The organism is Prevotella sp. S7 MS 2, assembly GCF_000762865.1.
In the GTDB taxonomy this organism is placed as follows: Bacteria; Bacteroidota; Bacteroidia; order Bacteroidales; family Bacteroidaceae; genus Prevotella.
This window is the reverse complement of record NZ_JRPT01000028.1, coordinates 14,776-30,966: the sequence shown is the minus strand read 5'-3', so window position 1 is coordinate 30,966 and position 16,191 is coordinate 14,776. Positions and strand designations below refer to the sequence as shown.

The window sequence follows — 16,191 nt, the reverse complement described above, 5'->3', positions numbered from 1 at the left end:
GTCCCCTAAGGAGGAGACTTTGGAAGTTTGTTGAGAAGCAAATTTTAGTGTTTGTAATTCACTAAGATGTTTTTTAATAGTTTGAATTACGCCATCCATATTCCCAATAACTTCTTCATTGGCAAACCTAACAACCTCAAATCCCAATTTGTTTAAGTCTTGTGTACGTTGCTCATCGGTAATTCGCTGGTCGTAAGAGCGATGATATTCACCATCAACTTCTACTATTAAGCCCACAGAAAGACACACGAAATCAGCAATATAATCACCTATTATATGTTGTTTGCGAAACTTAAAACCAAGATTTTCGCACTTGATAGCATCCCATAATGCACGTTCGGCATCTGTCGTATGACCAATGTTCTCCTCCCTAAAAGCTTTTAGGATACCATAGTTAGCACGATTTGCTGTTTGATAAGCATGAGAATGCTTCGATAAAGGAGAAGACATTCCCCCTTCATGGGGGAGACGGAGAGGGCCATTCTGAATCAAACAAATCACCGTTCTGAACTGTGCGCGGCGATTATCCTTACCTTCTAGCTCTCTCAACAACTTCGCCATATTAGCTTCGGAATCGTGATCGGTACCCTCAGCATAGCGTGCACTGTGCACACCGGGGGCTCCATCGAGCGCCTCAACCTCCAACCCTGTGTCGTCGGCAAAGCAACTCAAGCCGTAATGTTCGTACACATACTGCGCTTTTTGCAACGCGTTTGCTTCCAAAGTATCGCCTGTTTCGGGAATATCTTCATGACAACCGATATCGGCAAGCGACACTATTTCACAGCGATTGCCCAATATTCGTCGAATCTCATCGAGTTTATGAGCATTGTTGGTAGCAAAAACTATCTTCATTTCTTTTCTATACCCTTAGGTACTTTCACCTTCATCTCGTCGAAACCTTCACCATATACTCCGATAACGGCCGACTGACTGACAAACGCATTAGGGTCAATCATCTTGATAAGACGGAAGATATACTGGCTTTCTCGCTTCTTGGCAAGAATACAAAGCACCTTCATTTCCTGTCCGGTATACCATCCATGCCCATCGAGAATGGTCACACCGTGATCCATCTGTGTACCAATGGCATTGGCAATCTCTTGATATTTCTTGCTGAATATCATGAACTGAACCGACTCTCGACGCGCATTCATCACATAATCAAGTACGAAATTCTCGATAACCATCGTACAAAGACCGAACACAAGCTTCCTCCAATCCTCGAAAACAGGGTAAGAACTACCAATAATCAAAAGGTCTACGAAGATCAATACACGCCCCAGAGAGATGTTATGATACTTGTTGACCACCGCAGCAATGATGTCCGTACCACCCGTTGAACCGTTATGTAGGAACACAATGGCCAACGATGCACCCGTAAACGAGCAACCAAGGATGAGCGACATGAAGTCTTGACCATCGCCAAGTATTCTAAGCAACGTGCCATCGGGCTGTGTAACGGCTTTCTGAGCAACATCAAGAAGCAGCGAAAGAACCAAGATTGCATAGATGGTCTTCATCAAAAACTTTACTCCAAGTATCTTCAATGCGACACCTAACAACAACGCATTGAGCACAAAATAGGAGTAAGCCAACGGTATTCCCGTCGCATAGAAGATGATAGCAGCAATACCCGTCACACCACCGGTAACGATTCCGTATGGTAAGAGGAACACTGCCCACCCGAAAGAGAAGAGCAGTAGTCCCAGTGTCAAGTACAGATAGTCCCTGACTTCGTCGCGTATGACGGGGCTAATGTTAAAGGGTAAATTCATATACTGATTTATTTAAGTACGATATTAACTATCTTCTTGGGCACGACAATCACCTTTACGATGCTCTTTCCCTCTAGATATTTCTGACTACGCTCATCTTCCAACACGGCTTTCTCCATGAATTCCTTGGTTGCATCGGCCGCAAATGTCTTTTGATAGCGAGCCTTTCCGTTAAAGGAAATGGCCAATTGAATCTCGCTTTCCACCAGATATTGCTCATCGAAAGCCGGCCATTGTGCATCGCAAATGCTACCCTGCTCGCCCAACGAAGCCCAGAACTCTTCGGCAATATGCGGTGCAAACGGTGCGATGATAATGGTCAACGCACGCAATATCTCGCGACTATGACACTTCTGCTGGCTCAATTCGTTCACAGCTATCATGAAAGCGCTGATAGCAGTGTTGTATGAGAACTTCTGAATATCATCGGTTACCTTCTTAATCAACTTGTGTAGGCTTTTCAACGAGTCCTTGGTAGGAGCATCGTCATTGACCAAGAACGTGTCATTCTCGCCACGTGCATCCCAGAAGAGTGCCCAAAGTTTCTTCAAGAAACGGTGACATCCATCGATACCATTGGTATCCCAAGGCTTGCTAGCCTCCACCGGGCCGAGGAACATCTCGTACAATCGCAGTGTATCGGCACCATATTTATCGACAATCATGTCCGGGTTGACAACGTTGAACATAGACTTCGACATCTTCTCCACAGCCCAACCACAAATATATTTACGGTCTTCGAGGATGAATTCTGCATTCTTATATTCCGGTCGCCAAGCCTTAAAGGCCTCGGTATCGAGTACATCTGCATTCACGATATTCACGTCGACGTGAATCGGAGTGGTCTCGTATTGGTCTTTCAAACCCAACGATACGAAGACAGGAGCCTTGGCCGAGTCGGCGTTATTCACCCGATATACAAAGTTGGAGCGTCCCTGTATCATGCCTTGATTGATGAGTTTCTGGAACGGTTCTTCCTTGCAACTCACGCCCATATCATACAAGAACTTGTTCCAGAAGCGCGAATAGATAAGGTGTCCGGTCGCATGTTCGGTACCACCGACGTACAAATCTACGTTCTGCCAATAGTTATCGACCTCTTTCGACACCAAAGCCTCATCGTTACGGTTGTCCATATAGCGCAGATAATAAGCCGAACTACCCGCAAATCCGGGCATGGTATAGAGCTCGATGGGGAATACCGACACGTTGTCTACAAGACTCTTGTCTACCACTTTCTTGTTCGCGGTGTCCCACGCCCACATCTTAGCACGTCCCAATGGTGGTTCGCCCGTCTCCGTTGGTTCGTATTTATCGATTTCGGGCAACTCCAACGGCAGGCATTCTTCCGGAATCATGTAAGGCATCTCATCTTTATAGTACACGGGGAACGGCTCTCCCCAGTAGCGTTGACGCGAGAAGATGGCATCGCGGAGGCGATAATTCACCTTCACACGGCCCAATCCATTGCTCTCAACATATTTTTTTGTGGCTGCAATGGCTTCTTTGACACTTAAACCATTCAACACCAAACCACAACTCGACTCTCCTTGAGCCGGCGAATTGCATACAATTCCCTCCTTGGCATCATAACTTTCCTCACTCACATCGGCTCCCCCAATCAGCGGGATAATAGGCAGATTGAAATGTTTTGCAAACGCATAGTCGCGACTATCGTGTGCCGGAACGGCCATAATGGCACCTGTTCCATAGCCGGCCAATACATATTCGCTAATCCAAATAGGTACCTGCTTGCCTGTGAATGGGTTGATGGCATAGCTACCAGAGAACACACCCGTCACTTTTCGGTCGCTCATACGGTCGAGTTCGGTACGCTTCTTCACGTATTCCAGATACTTCTCCACCTCTTCACGCTGCTCATCGGTAGTTACCTGAGCCACATATTCGCTCTCAGGAGCCAATACCATGAACGTAACACCAAACATCGTATCGGCACGAGTGGTGAAGATAATGAACTCTGAAAGGTCAGATTGGTCGGATAAAACAGACTTGTCAGACACTGCTTTCGCCAACTTGAACTTCACCTCGGTACCCTCCGAACGACCAATCCAGTTGCGCTGGGTCTCTTTCAACGAGTCAGTCCAGTCTACACTGTCCAATCCATCGAGCAAACGCTGTGAATACGCCGATGTGCGCAAGCACCATTGGCGCATCTTCTTTTGTACCACGGGATAGCCACCGCGTACACTTACGCCATCGACCACCTCGTCGTTGGCCAACACCGTACCCAGTCCGGCACACCAGTTAACCATTGTTTCGCCTAGATAAGCAATACGGTAGTTCATCAACACCTGCTGTTGTTCCTTCTCGCTCATGCCATTCCACTGCTCGGCCGTGATGTCCAAGTCCTCGCTTTGAGCCACTGTCAAGCCTTTGGTACCATTCTTTGAGATATATTCCACAAGCTCCGTGATGGGACGAGCCTTCTGTTCTTCGTTGCAATAATACGATTCAAACATCTTCTCAAAGGCCCACTGTGTCCACTTATAATACCCCGGTTCGCAAGTACGCACTTCACGTTCCCAGTCGAAACAGAATCCAATCTTGTCGAGCTGTTCGCGATAATGGTTGATATTCTGCTCGGTTGTGATGGCCGGATGCTGCCCTGTTTGAATAGCATACTGCTCAGCCGGCAAACCATAAGCGTCGTATCCCATCGGATTGAGCACATTATAACCTTGCAAACGCATGTAGCGAGCATAGATGTCGCTGGCTATATAGCCCAGTGGATGGCCCACATGCAAGCCGGCACCCGATGGGTATGGGAACATATTGAGCACATAGAACTTCTTACGTGTCTTGTCCTCAGTCACACGATAGGTAGCATTCTCCACCCAACGCTTTTGCCATTTCTTCTCGATTTCTCTGAAATTGTATTCCATTGTCGTATTGTTTTGTAGGTCGACCGCTCTTCACTGTGCCAAAAACGGGTTAACATGAGCCGTCATTCCCTTGATTATATTCTGATTGCAAAAGTAATAAAAATAAGTGGTATTTGTACCTTTTACACCTATATTAGTATAGATTGGTATACTAAGAGGCTTATTTGCTTGTAAGACGGAAAACTTTCTGGCTCTACATCTCTTACCTTTTAACTCTTACCTTTGCCCCCTCCCCTTTTGGGGAGGGTTGGGGTGGGGCTACTGCTACGGCTCATCAGAATTGCTGCCAAGCCCATTCAACAGCACTGAAAAGTCGAGGCAGCAATACTGAAAAATATCTGCAGCGATAAAATAATCATAAGTGAGTAGAGTATATTTATCTAAAATTGAGTAATTTTGCAATGGTTTTAAAGTATATAGGATATGAGTTTAAATATTAGCAAAGGCAATCAAAAGAGAGTAGTTATCGTTGGTGGCGGATTCGGAGGACTAAAACTGGCTAACAAGTTGAAAGGAGCCGACTATCAAGTGATTCTCATCGACAAGAACAACTACCATCAATTCCCCCCATTGATTTACCAAGTAGCATCGGCAGGAATGGAACCCAGCTCCATCTCTTTCCCTTTCAGACGGAACTTTCAAAACCGTAAGAACCTATATTTCCGTATGGCCGAGCTGCGTGCGATATATCCTGACAAGAAGATTATACAAACTTCCATCGGCAAAGTGGAGTACGATTACCTCGTACTCTCGGCTGGAGCAACCACCAATTTCTTCGGAAACGTGAACGTAGAGCACAATGCCGTACCCATGAAAACGGTATCTGAAGCCATGGGATTGCAGAATGCCATTCTCTCAAACATAGAGCGTTCCATCACCTGTGCTACCAAATTGGAACAACAAGAACTCTTGAACGTTGTCGTTGTTGGTGGTGGTGCATCGGGCGTAGAGGTGGCTGGCGTGCTCTCAGAGATGAAGAACACTATCTTACCTCACGACTATCCCGACTTGGATGCGTCGCTCATGAATATCTACCTCATCGAGGCGGGCAACCGATTACTCCCTGCTTTCTCTAAAGAATCGTCTGATGAGGTAGAGAAATACCTGCGTAACATGGGTGTCAACGTACTACTCAATAAGATGGTAACCGATTACCAAGATCACAAAGTGATGTTGGCCGACGGTAGCAGCATTTCTACACGTACTTTCATCTGGGTGAGTGGCGTCAAAGGACAGCCTGTCGGCAATCTCGACAATGCTCTTTTAGGGCGCGGCGGACGTATCAAGGTGAACGAATTCAACCAAGTAGAGGGATTAGAAGATGTATTCAGCATCGGCGACCAGTGTATTATGAGTGGCGACGAAGCCTATCCCAACGGTCATCCACAGCTGGCTCAAGTAGCTATCCAGCAGGGGGTAAACCTCGGTAAAAACCTTCGCCGACTCGAAAAAGGCAAAGAACTGAAACCATTCCATTATAAGAACCTCGGTTCGATGGCCACCGTAGGACGCAATAAGGCTGTAGCCGAGTTCGCAAGTATCCGTTTGAGCGGTTTCATCGCATGGCTCATGTGGCTCTTAGTGCACCTACGCTCCATCTTGGGCGTGCGCAACAAGGTGGTGGTATTGCTCAACTGGATATGGAACTACTTCAACTACAACCAGTCGCTCCGCATGATTTTCTACCCACAGAAAGTATTGGAAGTACGCGAACGCGAAAAGCGTGAGGCTCGTGTGCATTGGGGTGAAGACCTCAACGAGCAAGAAGAGGAAAACGAAAAGAGGTAAGAAAAAACCTCATAAAAACCCGTTGGTGGAATTAATTTAGTGCATACTTAATTCTGCCAACGGGTACTAACAATAAAATTAGACTATGCGAAAGATATTTTTTGCTTTGGTTATGTTATTGCAATCCATATTCTTGCATGCATATGTAGTAAAGGGATCTGTGGTTGACGAAAAGGGTAAGCCGATACGGAAAGCCTTGGTTATCGGACGTAACAGTATGAAGAAGGTGGTTGTCGGGGTTGAAACCGACCCATCGGGGATGTTTTCATCGGCAAACGTCACTGATTCTATATTGACAATCGAAATATCGAAAGAGGATTATACCACGGTCTACATCAGAATATCGGGAACTGACGGTAAGTTTGTAGATTTGGGTACAATAGAACTTAAACCTATGGAAGTGAGTTTGGGAGAGGTTGTTGTCACTGCCCAAACGGTCATTCAAAAGCCAGACAGATATATCATCATCCCGTCAAGAAAGGAGTTGGACCGGGCAGCCAACGGTTTGTCACTGTTGAGCGACATGCAATATAAAATGCCGGGACTGACGGTGAACGAGTCTTTGCAAACGGTTCAGGTGGATAATGCGACACCTGTTTTTAAGATTAACGGAAGACCGTGTAGTCTAAGTCATTTCTTGGCGTTAAACCCGCAACGTATCTTACGTATTGAATACCATGACAATCCTGACGTAAGATATGAAAACCGCAGGGTGATTAATGTGATACTCAATCCGAGAGGTGATGGGGGATCGGTCATCGCCAATGTGCTGACAGGGGATAATGCAGGTTTTCTCAATGGCAATATTGGTTTGGAGTATTATCGCAAGAAATCCGAATGGGAACTCAATTATAGCACCAACTGGAGAGATTACGATGAGAGGGAAATAAACTCTTCCAGTGAGTTTATCGGACGGAATGCCCCAGTCTTGAGAGAAAGAAACGGAATACCCGGCGACTTCCGCTACTGGTGGAATACGATATCATTGGGTTATACCTATATGCATGATCCTAATACGGTTTTTGCGGCAAAGGCTGGTTTTGGAATTGAGAATCAAAAGATGGATGAAGATTCATGGAACACGCAGCAATATATGGGTAACCTGTCAAAATATCAGAACCTGACGCACAAAAAATTGAAATACTGTCTGCCCACAATCGATTTGTTCTTCAAAAAACAGATAGACGAAACACAATACATTGAAGCCAATGTGTATGGCATATATGGGTCGGGGGATTATAACCGTCGATACATCAACTTATATCAAAGTCCGTTGCCCGATGATTCCGTACTGTCGCTAACAAACGATAAGTCGTGGCGTTTAACTGCCGATATGATGTATTCTAAAACCCTCAAGAACCTTGTCGCAGCCTTGGGAATCAAGGAGTATTATAACAGTACCGACAACGAACAAACAGAGAATGGGATTTTAGGTAAGGGTAAAATCACTCAGAACAGGCTGTCGGTGTACGGTCAACTCCAGGGAAAAATCAAGCGTCTGAATTACGGCCTTAGTGCTATCGGCATTTACAATCATGCCAACAACAACTCGTACAAGACAGATGCTGTAAGGCTGAAATCAAACATCGTTGTCAATTATCCGCTATCACAACGTCTGACGTTGAATTATCTGCTGATGCTCGAACCGTCGCTGCCGTCAGTTACGCAGCAGTCTGCCCTGACACAAAGGGTTGACGACATTACCATCCGGCAGGGTAACCCAGACCTGAAACCGTCTTCCTACATTAGGAACAGGGTGTATGTACGATATGCTGATAAACGTTTTACGGGCTCTTTGTGGGCTTCTTACAGCAGGACAGAGAAACCTATCTACTATACTTATAGCTATATCAGTGATGTTTCAAGTCCGTATTATGATATGTTTATGAGTCGCCCCATTAACGGACAGCATAACGACCAATTCAATCTTGAGTTGAACTTAGCAACACAAGAGCTTTTCGGGTTTGCAACAGTATGGGGGAACGTAGGTTGGAACAATTTGCATATCACCATGACAGATAAGAGTTATGTCAGGAACCGACTATACGCATCCCTGAATGGGACGTTGTCTTTCGGTAATTGGCTTATAACTGCTATGTATCAGATACAGCCCGACTATATCTTGTCAGGAAACTCATACAGCACAAAGGATAGGTGGAACACTGTCAAGATTCAGTATAAGTACAAGAACTGGCACTTTTCACTTACAGGGGTGAATATGTTCACAAAGCGAGGCAGTGTTTATGAGAATATCGTCGTATCAGACGTCCACCCCGAAGAATACAGCCAATGTATCAAGGATAATGCTAATATGCTGTTGTTGGGCGTGAGTTATAGGCTTGATTTTGGCAAAAAACGAAACAATACCAAACGCTCCTTGAACAATGAGGGAATAGAACGAGGAATTGATATTAATTATTAAAAGTAAATTTTAAAAAAAATAAATCACTTTGGCAAATGGAGAGTACAGACTGTGGAGCCGTATGCTTGCAGATGCTCTGTGCATTCTATGGAAAGCCTGTTTCGCTACAAAATATAAAAGAGGGTCTTAGCATATCTCGTATTGGCATAACAATCAGAGATGTTAAGAATAGAGCAACGGAATTAGGTCTTAATACAATTGTTGCAAAAGCAACTTTGCAACAATTGTTAAGATGCAGTCTCCAGTTATTCTACATTGGAATAGCAATCATTTTGTTGTTTTATATAAAGTTAAAAAAGAACGAGATAATACCTATTCGTATTATATTGCTGATCCTGCTAATGGAAAAATAAAATTTACAGAAAAAGAAATAAAGAGATACTGGCTTGAAGAAAAAGAAGATGGGATTGTGATACTTACTCAACCAACAATTATTTTTTATGAAACAAATTTTCCAAAACAAAAGAATGATTGGTCTATTGCAGTGTCACTTTAAAAAAAATATGTAACGTCTAAAACTAAAATATATAAATCTCTTGTATTACTAATAATTTCAATGTTATGTAGTTGGATGATTCCTTATTTATATCAATCAATCATTGATAAAGGAGTTGTGGAGAAAAACCTTCATACGATATTGAGATTATCTCTTGTTCAGCTATCTTTTTTTGGGGGTTATATATTATCCAATACTTTAAGTTCTGTCGTATTAAGCAAAGTTAATTTCAATATTGGTATAGAATATGTCGGAGAGTTATTGGAGAAAACAATGAGGCTACCAATGAAATGTTTTGACACAAAATTAAATACAGAATTTATACAACGATTAGATGATTTTAATCGAATCCGTTCTTTCTTAACGGAATATGTAATTAATAATTTATACTAATTTCACGCCATCTATTGAGTAAAATTACTCTGTCTATTGAGTAAAATTACTCAGTCCGTTGAGTAAAATATTGTATTTCGTGTCGAAAAATATAAAGAGTATGGTCTATAAAAGAAGTCAATATCATACGGTAATGCAAAGAATGAAAGAGCCGAGGCAATTCATCCAAGTAGTTATGGGACCACGACAAGTTGGCAAAACAACACTTATTCGCCAAGTATTGAATGACACCGACTTGCCATTTTCCTTTTTTACAGCCGACAACATACCCGCCACACAAACCGATTGGATAGGAGATTGTTGGGCAAATGTAAGAGCCAAGATGAGATTAGAGGCACTTCAAGAATGCATACTCATCATAGACGAGATACAAAAAATTAATAATTAGAGCGAAGCCGTAAAACGCGAATGGGATGCCGATACTTTTAACGGTATCAATATCAAGGTTATCCTGCTTGGTTCCTCGCGCATCATGCTCCTCCACGGACTATCAGAGTCGCTCATGGGACGCTTCGAAGAAATAAGAATGTCGCACTGGTCGTACCCCGAAATGCGCGATGCTTTTGGTTATTCTTTAGAACAATACATCTTCTTCGTAGGCTATCCGGGAAGTGCATCGCTCATCAAGAATGAAGAACGATGGCGAGCTTATGTCCATAGCACTATTGTCGATGCAACCATTAACAAAGACATCTTATACAATTCCGTGGTCAATAAGCCTGCACTACTACGCCAAACATTTGAATTGGGAGCTTCTTATTCGGGAGAAATTGTATCTTTGACCAAGATGATAGGAAATCTCCAAGATGCTGGGGTCACCTGATTAATTATGCCTTTACTCATCGCTACCATCTCAACTACTGGAGAGAGGGAAACGACGAGGTAGGTTTCATTATCCACAAGAACGGTAGAATTGCCACCATCGAGGTAAAAAGCAATAGCGAGACCACTAACACCGCCCTATCAGTATTTAGAGACAAATTCCATCCTATCAACTCCTTGGTTGATGGCGAAGGTGGTATGAAAGCCGAAGATTTTTTCTGTTGTAACCCAGCCGACCTACTGGGATAACCTCTTACATCCTCTTCTTCACCTGCAGACACTTCTTTTCGATAAATCGCCTGAAATCTTCCAAGGTGCCAACGGTGAAACCCTGAGGGTCGAGCATTATACCCGTGTTCTTCGAAAGCAGCAAGGCGATGACATGGGGACGCTCCTTATATTTTAAGATTTGGCTGTAGTCATAATAAGATACATTCTCATTGACGTGGCATACGATTCTGTCTCCGAACTCAAAACATACTTCGGGGTCTTCCACTCCATGCAAAGCCTTGGTGCGTTTCCGCATAGCTTTAAAGCCGCGGCGGGCTGTGAAGTAAGGAGATATGGCCATGAGGCCGAACAAAAGAATAGCCAGCATGACCACACCGCCAACCGTATCGCCTTTCCAGTATGCTATATCCCAAATATAAAAGGCACACAGTAGGATTAAAGCAAAAGCGAGAATATATGTTTTAATACCATATACGATCTTCACAAAATCGTACATCATGGCCTTCGAAAGTCGATACCTATTTTCAAAGAGAGTGTTTGCTTCCATTATATTTACTGATATTTGGACGACACAAATATACATATTTTCCGACAATAAAAGCACCATGAACACTTCATCTTTTCACAACAAATATAAAAAGTTCACACAATAGCGAGACGACTTCGGAAAATTTGCTATATCTTTGCACGAAAAGCAGCCCCAGCTATGGGCTTATTGACTAATAACCATCAACCTAAATATGAGACATTTAAAATTATTTTGTACCGCACTGTTCCTTACTTTGACAGTAGGAGCACATGCAGCAAAGAACGTAAAGCATACGTTCGCTATTCAATCGGGTAATTTCTTGTACGACGGAAAGCCTATCCAACTCCACTCCGGAGAGATGCATTACGCTCGCATTCCGGCTCCTTACTGGCGCCATCGCCTGAAGATGATGAAGGCTATGGGACTTAATGCCGTGGCTACATACGTATTCTGGAACCATCACGAAGTGGCTCCGGGCGTATGGGACTGGACAACCGGCAACCATAATATCAAACAATTCATTAAGACCGCAGCCGAAGAAGGCTTGATGGTGATACTCCGTCCCGGCCCATACTGCTGTGCAGAGTGGGACTTCGGTGGCTATCCTTGGTGGTTACAGAACGAGAAAGATATGGTTATCCGTACCGATAACGAAGCTTTCCTCAAAGCTTGTCGCACGTATTTGACACAGTTGGCCGGCCAAGTGAAGGATCTTCAAATTACCAATGGTGGTCCAATCATCATGGTACAAGCCGAGAATGAGTTCGGTTCTTACGTGGCTCAACGCAAGGATATACCCTTAGAAGTACACAAAGCATACAATGCCAAGATTGTAAAAATACTCGACGAGGTGGGCTTCAACATCCCTAGATTCACCTCAGATGGTAGTTGGCTGTTCAAAGGTGGAGCCGTTAAGGGCATTCTTCCCACTGCTAATGGCGAAGACAACATCGAGAATTTAAAGAAGACCGTAAACGAATACAACAACGGTGTAGGCCCTTACATGGTGGCAGAATTCTATCCCGGTTGGCTATGTCACTGGAATGAAAAGCGTCCACTCGTCTCTACAGAGAGCATAGTGAAGCAGACCAAGAAATATTTGGATGCCGGTGTAAGCTTCAACTACTACATGGTTCATGGCGGAACCAACTTCGGTTTCACCTCAGGAGCGAACTATGCGAAGAAGAACGACATACAACCCGACATGACAACCTACGACTATGACGCTCCTATCAGCGAAGCCGGATGGGCCACTCCTAAGTATAATGCACTGAGAGAGTTGCTCAGCAAGTCGGTAAAATATAAGGTTCCGGCAGTTCCGGAGCGCATTCCTGTCATCTCGATACCACAAATCAAACTCACTAAGACAGCCGATGTACTCACTCTGCTAGAAGGTGTAAAAGCCGTAGAGAGCGACACTCCGCTCAATTTTGAGCAGTTGAATCAAGGTCATGGATATGTACTTTACCGTCGACACTTCAACCAACCCATCAGCGGAATGATGAAAGTGCCGGGCATCGCAGACTTCGGCGTAGTATATATCAATGGTGAAAAGGTGGGTGAACTGAACCGTGTAACCGGCAAGGACAGCTTGGAAATAAACGTACCTTTCAACAGTACACTCGACATCTTGGTCGAAAACTTTGGCCGTATCAACTATGGTGCACGCATCACAGCCAACCATAAGGGTATCATCGAGCCTATCACCATCGGTGGAAACGAGATTACAGGCAACTGGGAAATGCGCGGTCTGCCTATGAGCGAGATGCCTAACGTAGATAAGATGCCCGCCGGATACAATGCCGGGGCACCTGTTCTCTACAGCGGTACATTCAAATTGGACACCGTAGGAGACACTTTCCTCGATATGGAGAAATGGGGTAAGGGCATCGTCTTCGTAAACGGAATCAACCTCGGACGCTATTGGAAGGTCGGACCACAGCAAACGCTCTACCTACCGGGATGTTTCTTGAAGAAAGGCGAAAACAAGATCGTCATCTTTGAGCAACTGAACGACGAGAAGAAGAGCGAACTCACAGGAGTCACCGAACCTGTATTAGACAAGTGGGTGAAATAATCTGAGGAGCTAACGGAAATTAAAAGGGAGTTAGTGGGAGGTATCCGACAAGTGTCTGTTATCTTCCGTTAACTCCCTTTTAACTCCAAAGAACTCCCAAGTCGAGCCACCGGCGAAACTTAAATTAAATCATTTCATGGAACTACAATTATGCGAATTGAGCAAAGTCTATGGCGAAAAGACAGCTCTTAGTATCGACACACTCACTTTCAAGAGCGGAGAAATCATCGGCTTGGTAGGCAACAACGGAGCAGGGAAAACCACCCTGCTCCGATTAATGCTTGACCTGATTAAGGCAACAACGGGACAAGTGCTCAGCAACGGAGTCCCTGTCAACGAAGACACGACGTGGAAACACTACACAGGGTCGTACATAGATCGTCGTTTCCTCATTGATTTCTACACACCCGAAGAGTATTTCCAATTCATAGCCGACGCTTACGGAATCGACCACGACATTGCAAAAATGCGGTTGGAACAATATAGCGACCTCATGCACGACGAGGTGTTAGGCACCGGCAAATACCTCAAAGAATTCTCAGAGGGCAACCGCCAAAAGATAGGAATCATCGGTGCGATGCTCATTGAGCCCCAAATACTGATACTCGACGAGCCTTTTAACTACCTCGACCCGTCGTCACAAATAGCTGTGGCACACCATATCAAGCGACTCAATGAGCGACTTGGCACCACCGTTATCATCTCCAGCCACAACCTAAACTACATTACCGATGTGACTACCCGTATCCTTCTCTTGGAGAAAGGGTACATCGTCAAAGACATTGCCAACGAAGCCGGCAGCGCATTTGACGAATTAAACCATTATTTCATAGCCCAATGATACGCTTACTTCTCCACATGTGGCTCGTTCAGAAGCGTCGCAACTTCGAATGGAGACCTATCATTGTAGCAGCATACTTCTATTTTCTTACGCTACTTTGTGCTTGGATAGCCCTTGAAGTTGGGGGCGCAAAGGCATGGCAGCTACTCAAACAGGGCGACGACACGGCTGTTGTATCGATGATAGCCATTGGTTTTCTCATCCCGGACTTCATCATGAAGCTCTTCATCATGCACCCCGATACAGACATGAGCGACTTCGTGAAGACGCGTCCCATCCCCTCTCGTCAGTGGACATGGCTGCTATACATCACTCTAAGCGCCGACCTGATAACCTTATTCTATCCACTTCTACTCCTTCCATTAGCCATCTATCGCGGCAGCCTTGCCATGTTCGTGGTATCATTGGCTGTATCTTATCTCAACGCCACATTGATATTGGCCTTTCACAAAGCCCACGGTTGGGAGTACAAATTGCCTGTCTTCATCTATCTGCCTTTCTGCTTGATATGCCTTTTCCTCCATACCATCAACCCATTCGCACTCTCCGGTGGAGCACATGCCATCGTCACACTGCTGATTATCGCCCTCCTCATCGCCCCGATATTCTACTATACCAATCGGCTGGAGAATTATCCCGATGAGCGTAAAACCTCATCACGTCGCACCAAAAGTATACAACGGTCAGGGTTATTAACCGACTTGCGACGTCTGATGCGCATCAAGCGCCTGCGTGTATCCTTTTGGATACTCATAGCCTGTTTCCTTTTCAATGCGTATAACTATAGTTACACCAATCTGTCGGGCGAGTCTTTCACCATGGCATGGAACCTGTTAGCTCTCACAGCTGCCGCCATGGGTATCGGGCAATGGGGCATTGGCATCGAAGCCAACTATCTCCACGGACTTTGGACGAAGCCTTTTGACATCGAACAGCTACTCCGGCGTAAATACAACATGTATACCGCGCTCACCCTTATCTCTTCTATTACGATCCTGCCTATCTATATTTGGATGAATCATAAGCTCATAGACTGGGTAGCCATCGTCGTGTTTGGGCTCGGAATTGTCGACCTGGTACTCATCGCATTGACGCTCACATCGAAACGGGCCGACCTTTTTGGTGCTTCGGTATTTAACAATCAAGGCTTCGACATGAAAGCTTACATTGCCACCATGTCCGTATTCGGAGCCATTATCGTGTACGGAGTGCTGCATTATCTGCTGCCTCAACCATGGAACTATATCGCGTTGATGGGTTTGGGCATCCTAGGTTTGCTCATACGCAACAAAGCATTACAGACCATAGCTAACAAGCTTACAGAGCGACGCTATCGGTTGTTGGAATCAGACTAGCTCATATCGAATAAGATTTATTTCTAAAAATAATTCCAAAACCGTTTGGAGCGTATCTATATTTTATCTATCTTTGCCCTCAACAAGATTAAAATATAAAGTATTAATTAAAACTATAAGCATTATGAAGAAGTATGTTTGCGACGTATGTGGCTATATTTATGACCCTGAAGTAGGTGATCCAGATGGCGGTATCGCTCCCGGAACAGCATTTGAAGATATTCCTGAAGATTGGGTTTGCCCTCTTTGCGGTGTAACCAAAGAAGATTTCTCACTCGTAGAAGAATAATATAACAACGCTTTTGCAAGTGCAAAAGCATATATAACGTACACTTCCGACTCGCTCGTTAGCGCACGTAAACTATCATGGCCGGGCAATTTGTCCGGCCATTGTTATGAAAAAGAAGCCCTAAAAGGTTACCCATACATAACGAATCAGGTTAAAGTACTCCCCTTTCTAGCTTCTCCCCCTCTCTATGGGAGAAGGAATCATTAGCGCATCAAAAAAAATCCCGGCCTTCCACAATAGGGAAAAACCGGGATAGAAGTTATTATT

At 44.5% G+C, this 16,191-nt stretch carries 10 protein-coding genes and 4 pseudogenes; 9 read left to right on the top strand and 5 right to left on the bottom strand.

Annotated elements, in window-relative coordinates; translation table 11 throughout:
• Nucleotides 1-75: 75 nt before the first annotated feature.
• From HMPREF0671_RS12480 to leuS, 4 genes and pseudogenes are all read right to left on the bottom strand, one after another.
• Nucleotides 76-342 (bottom strand): annotated as a pseudogene (locus tag HMPREF0671_RS12480) (endonuclease domain-containing protein); the annotation flags it as partial.
• 141 nt (nt 343-483) lie between these two features.
• Nucleotides 484-855 (bottom strand): annotated as a pseudogene (locus HMPREF0671_RS12475) (non-canonical purine NTP pyrophosphatase); the annotation flags it as partial.
• On the bottom strand, nt 852-1,778 hold the full coding sequence (locus tag HMPREF0671_RS06270) for a YitT family protein (RefSeq protein ID WP_036898225.1): 927 nt from the start codon (nt 1,776-1,778) through the stop codon (nt 852-854). The gene HMPREF0671_RS06270 and the pseudogene HMPREF0671_RS12475, both read right to left, overlap by 4 nt.
• A gap of 8 nt (nt 1,779-1,786) precedes the next feature.
• A complete protein-coding gene (gene leuS / locus HMPREF0671_RS06265) occupies nt 1,787-4,681 on the bottom strand; it encodes a leucine--tRNA ligase (protein WP_036898222.1) in 2,895 nt (964 codons plus the stop codon).
• Nucleotides 4,682-5,104: 423 nt separating this feature from the next.
• On the opposite strand from leuS, the gene HMPREF0671_RS06260 reads away from it, so the two are divergent.
• The 5 genes and pseudogenes from HMPREF0671_RS06260 to HMPREF0671_RS06240 all read left to right on the top strand — a co-directional run bounded on the left by HMPREF0671_RS06260 (nt 5,105) and on the right by HMPREF0671_RS06240 (nt 10,851).
• Nucleotides 5,105-6,469, top strand: coding sequence for an NAD(P)/FAD-dependent oxidoreductase (locus HMPREF0671_RS06260; RefSeq protein ID WP_036898219.1), 1,365 nt, complete (start codon nt 5,105-5,107; stop codon nt 6,467-6,469).
• Between the two features lie 160 nt (nt 6,470-6,629).
• On the top strand, nt 6,630-8,891 hold the full coding sequence (locus tag HMPREF0671_RS06255; RefSeq protein ID WP_232223173.1) for a hypothetical protein: 2,262 nt from the start codon (nt 6,630-6,632) through the stop codon (nt 8,889-8,891).
• Between the two features lie 35 nt (nt 8,892-8,926).
• A pseudogene (locus HMPREF0671_RS12680) lies at nt 8,927-9,387 on the top strand (cysteine peptidase family C39 domain-containing protein).
• 27 nt (nt 9,388-9,414) lie between these two features.
• Nucleotides 9,415-9,780 (top strand): ABC transporter transmembrane domain-containing protein, encoded by a 366-nt coding sequence (locus HMPREF0671_RS12675; RefSeq protein WP_369793933.1) that lies wholly within the window; start codon nt 9,415-9,417, stop codon nt 9,778-9,780.
• A 100-nt stretch (nt 9,781-9,880) separates the two neighbouring features.
• Nucleotides 9,881-10,851: pseudogene (locus HMPREF0671_RS06240) on the top strand (ATP-binding protein).
• A gap of 4 nt (nt 10,852-10,855) precedes the next feature.
• Here HMPREF0671_RS06240 and HMPREF0671_RS06235 read toward each other — a convergent pair.
• A complete protein-coding gene (locus tag HMPREF0671_RS06235; protein WP_036898210.1) occupies nt 10,856-11,380 on the bottom strand; it encodes a YcxB family protein in 525 nt (174 codons plus the stop codon).
• A 193-nt stretch (nt 11,381-11,573) separates the two neighbouring features.
• On the opposite strand from HMPREF0671_RS06235, the gene HMPREF0671_RS06230 reads away from it, so the two are divergent.
• The 4 genes from HMPREF0671_RS06230 (at nt 11,574) to rd (ending at nt 15,924) form a co-directional block, all read left to right on the top strand.
• On the top strand, nt 11,574-13,439 hold the full coding sequence (locus tag HMPREF0671_RS06230) for a beta-galactosidase family protein (RefSeq protein WP_036898208.1): 1,866 nt from the start codon (nt 11,574-11,576) through the stop codon (nt 13,437-13,439).
• Nucleotides 13,440-13,575: 136 nt separating this feature from the next.
• A complete protein-coding gene (locus tag HMPREF0671_RS06225) occupies nt 13,576-14,280 on the top strand; it encodes an ABC transporter ATP-binding protein (protein WP_036898205.1) in 705 nt (234 codons plus the stop codon).
• Entirely contained in the window at nt 14,277-15,635 is a 1,359-nt protein-coding gene (locus HMPREF0671_RS06220; protein ID WP_036898202.1) for a DUF5687 family protein, read from the top strand. Before HMPREF0671_RS06225 ends, HMPREF0671_RS06220 begins: the two co-directional genes overlap by 4 nt.
• A 124-nt stretch (nt 15,636-15,759) precedes the next feature.
• Complete coding sequence (gene rd / locus HMPREF0671_RS11980) at nt 15,760-15,924, top strand: rubredoxin (RefSeq protein ID WP_062435174.1); 165 nt, start codon at nt 15,760-15,762, stop codon at nt 15,922-15,924.
• The last annotated feature ends 267 nt before the right edge of the window (nt 15,925-16,191 follow it).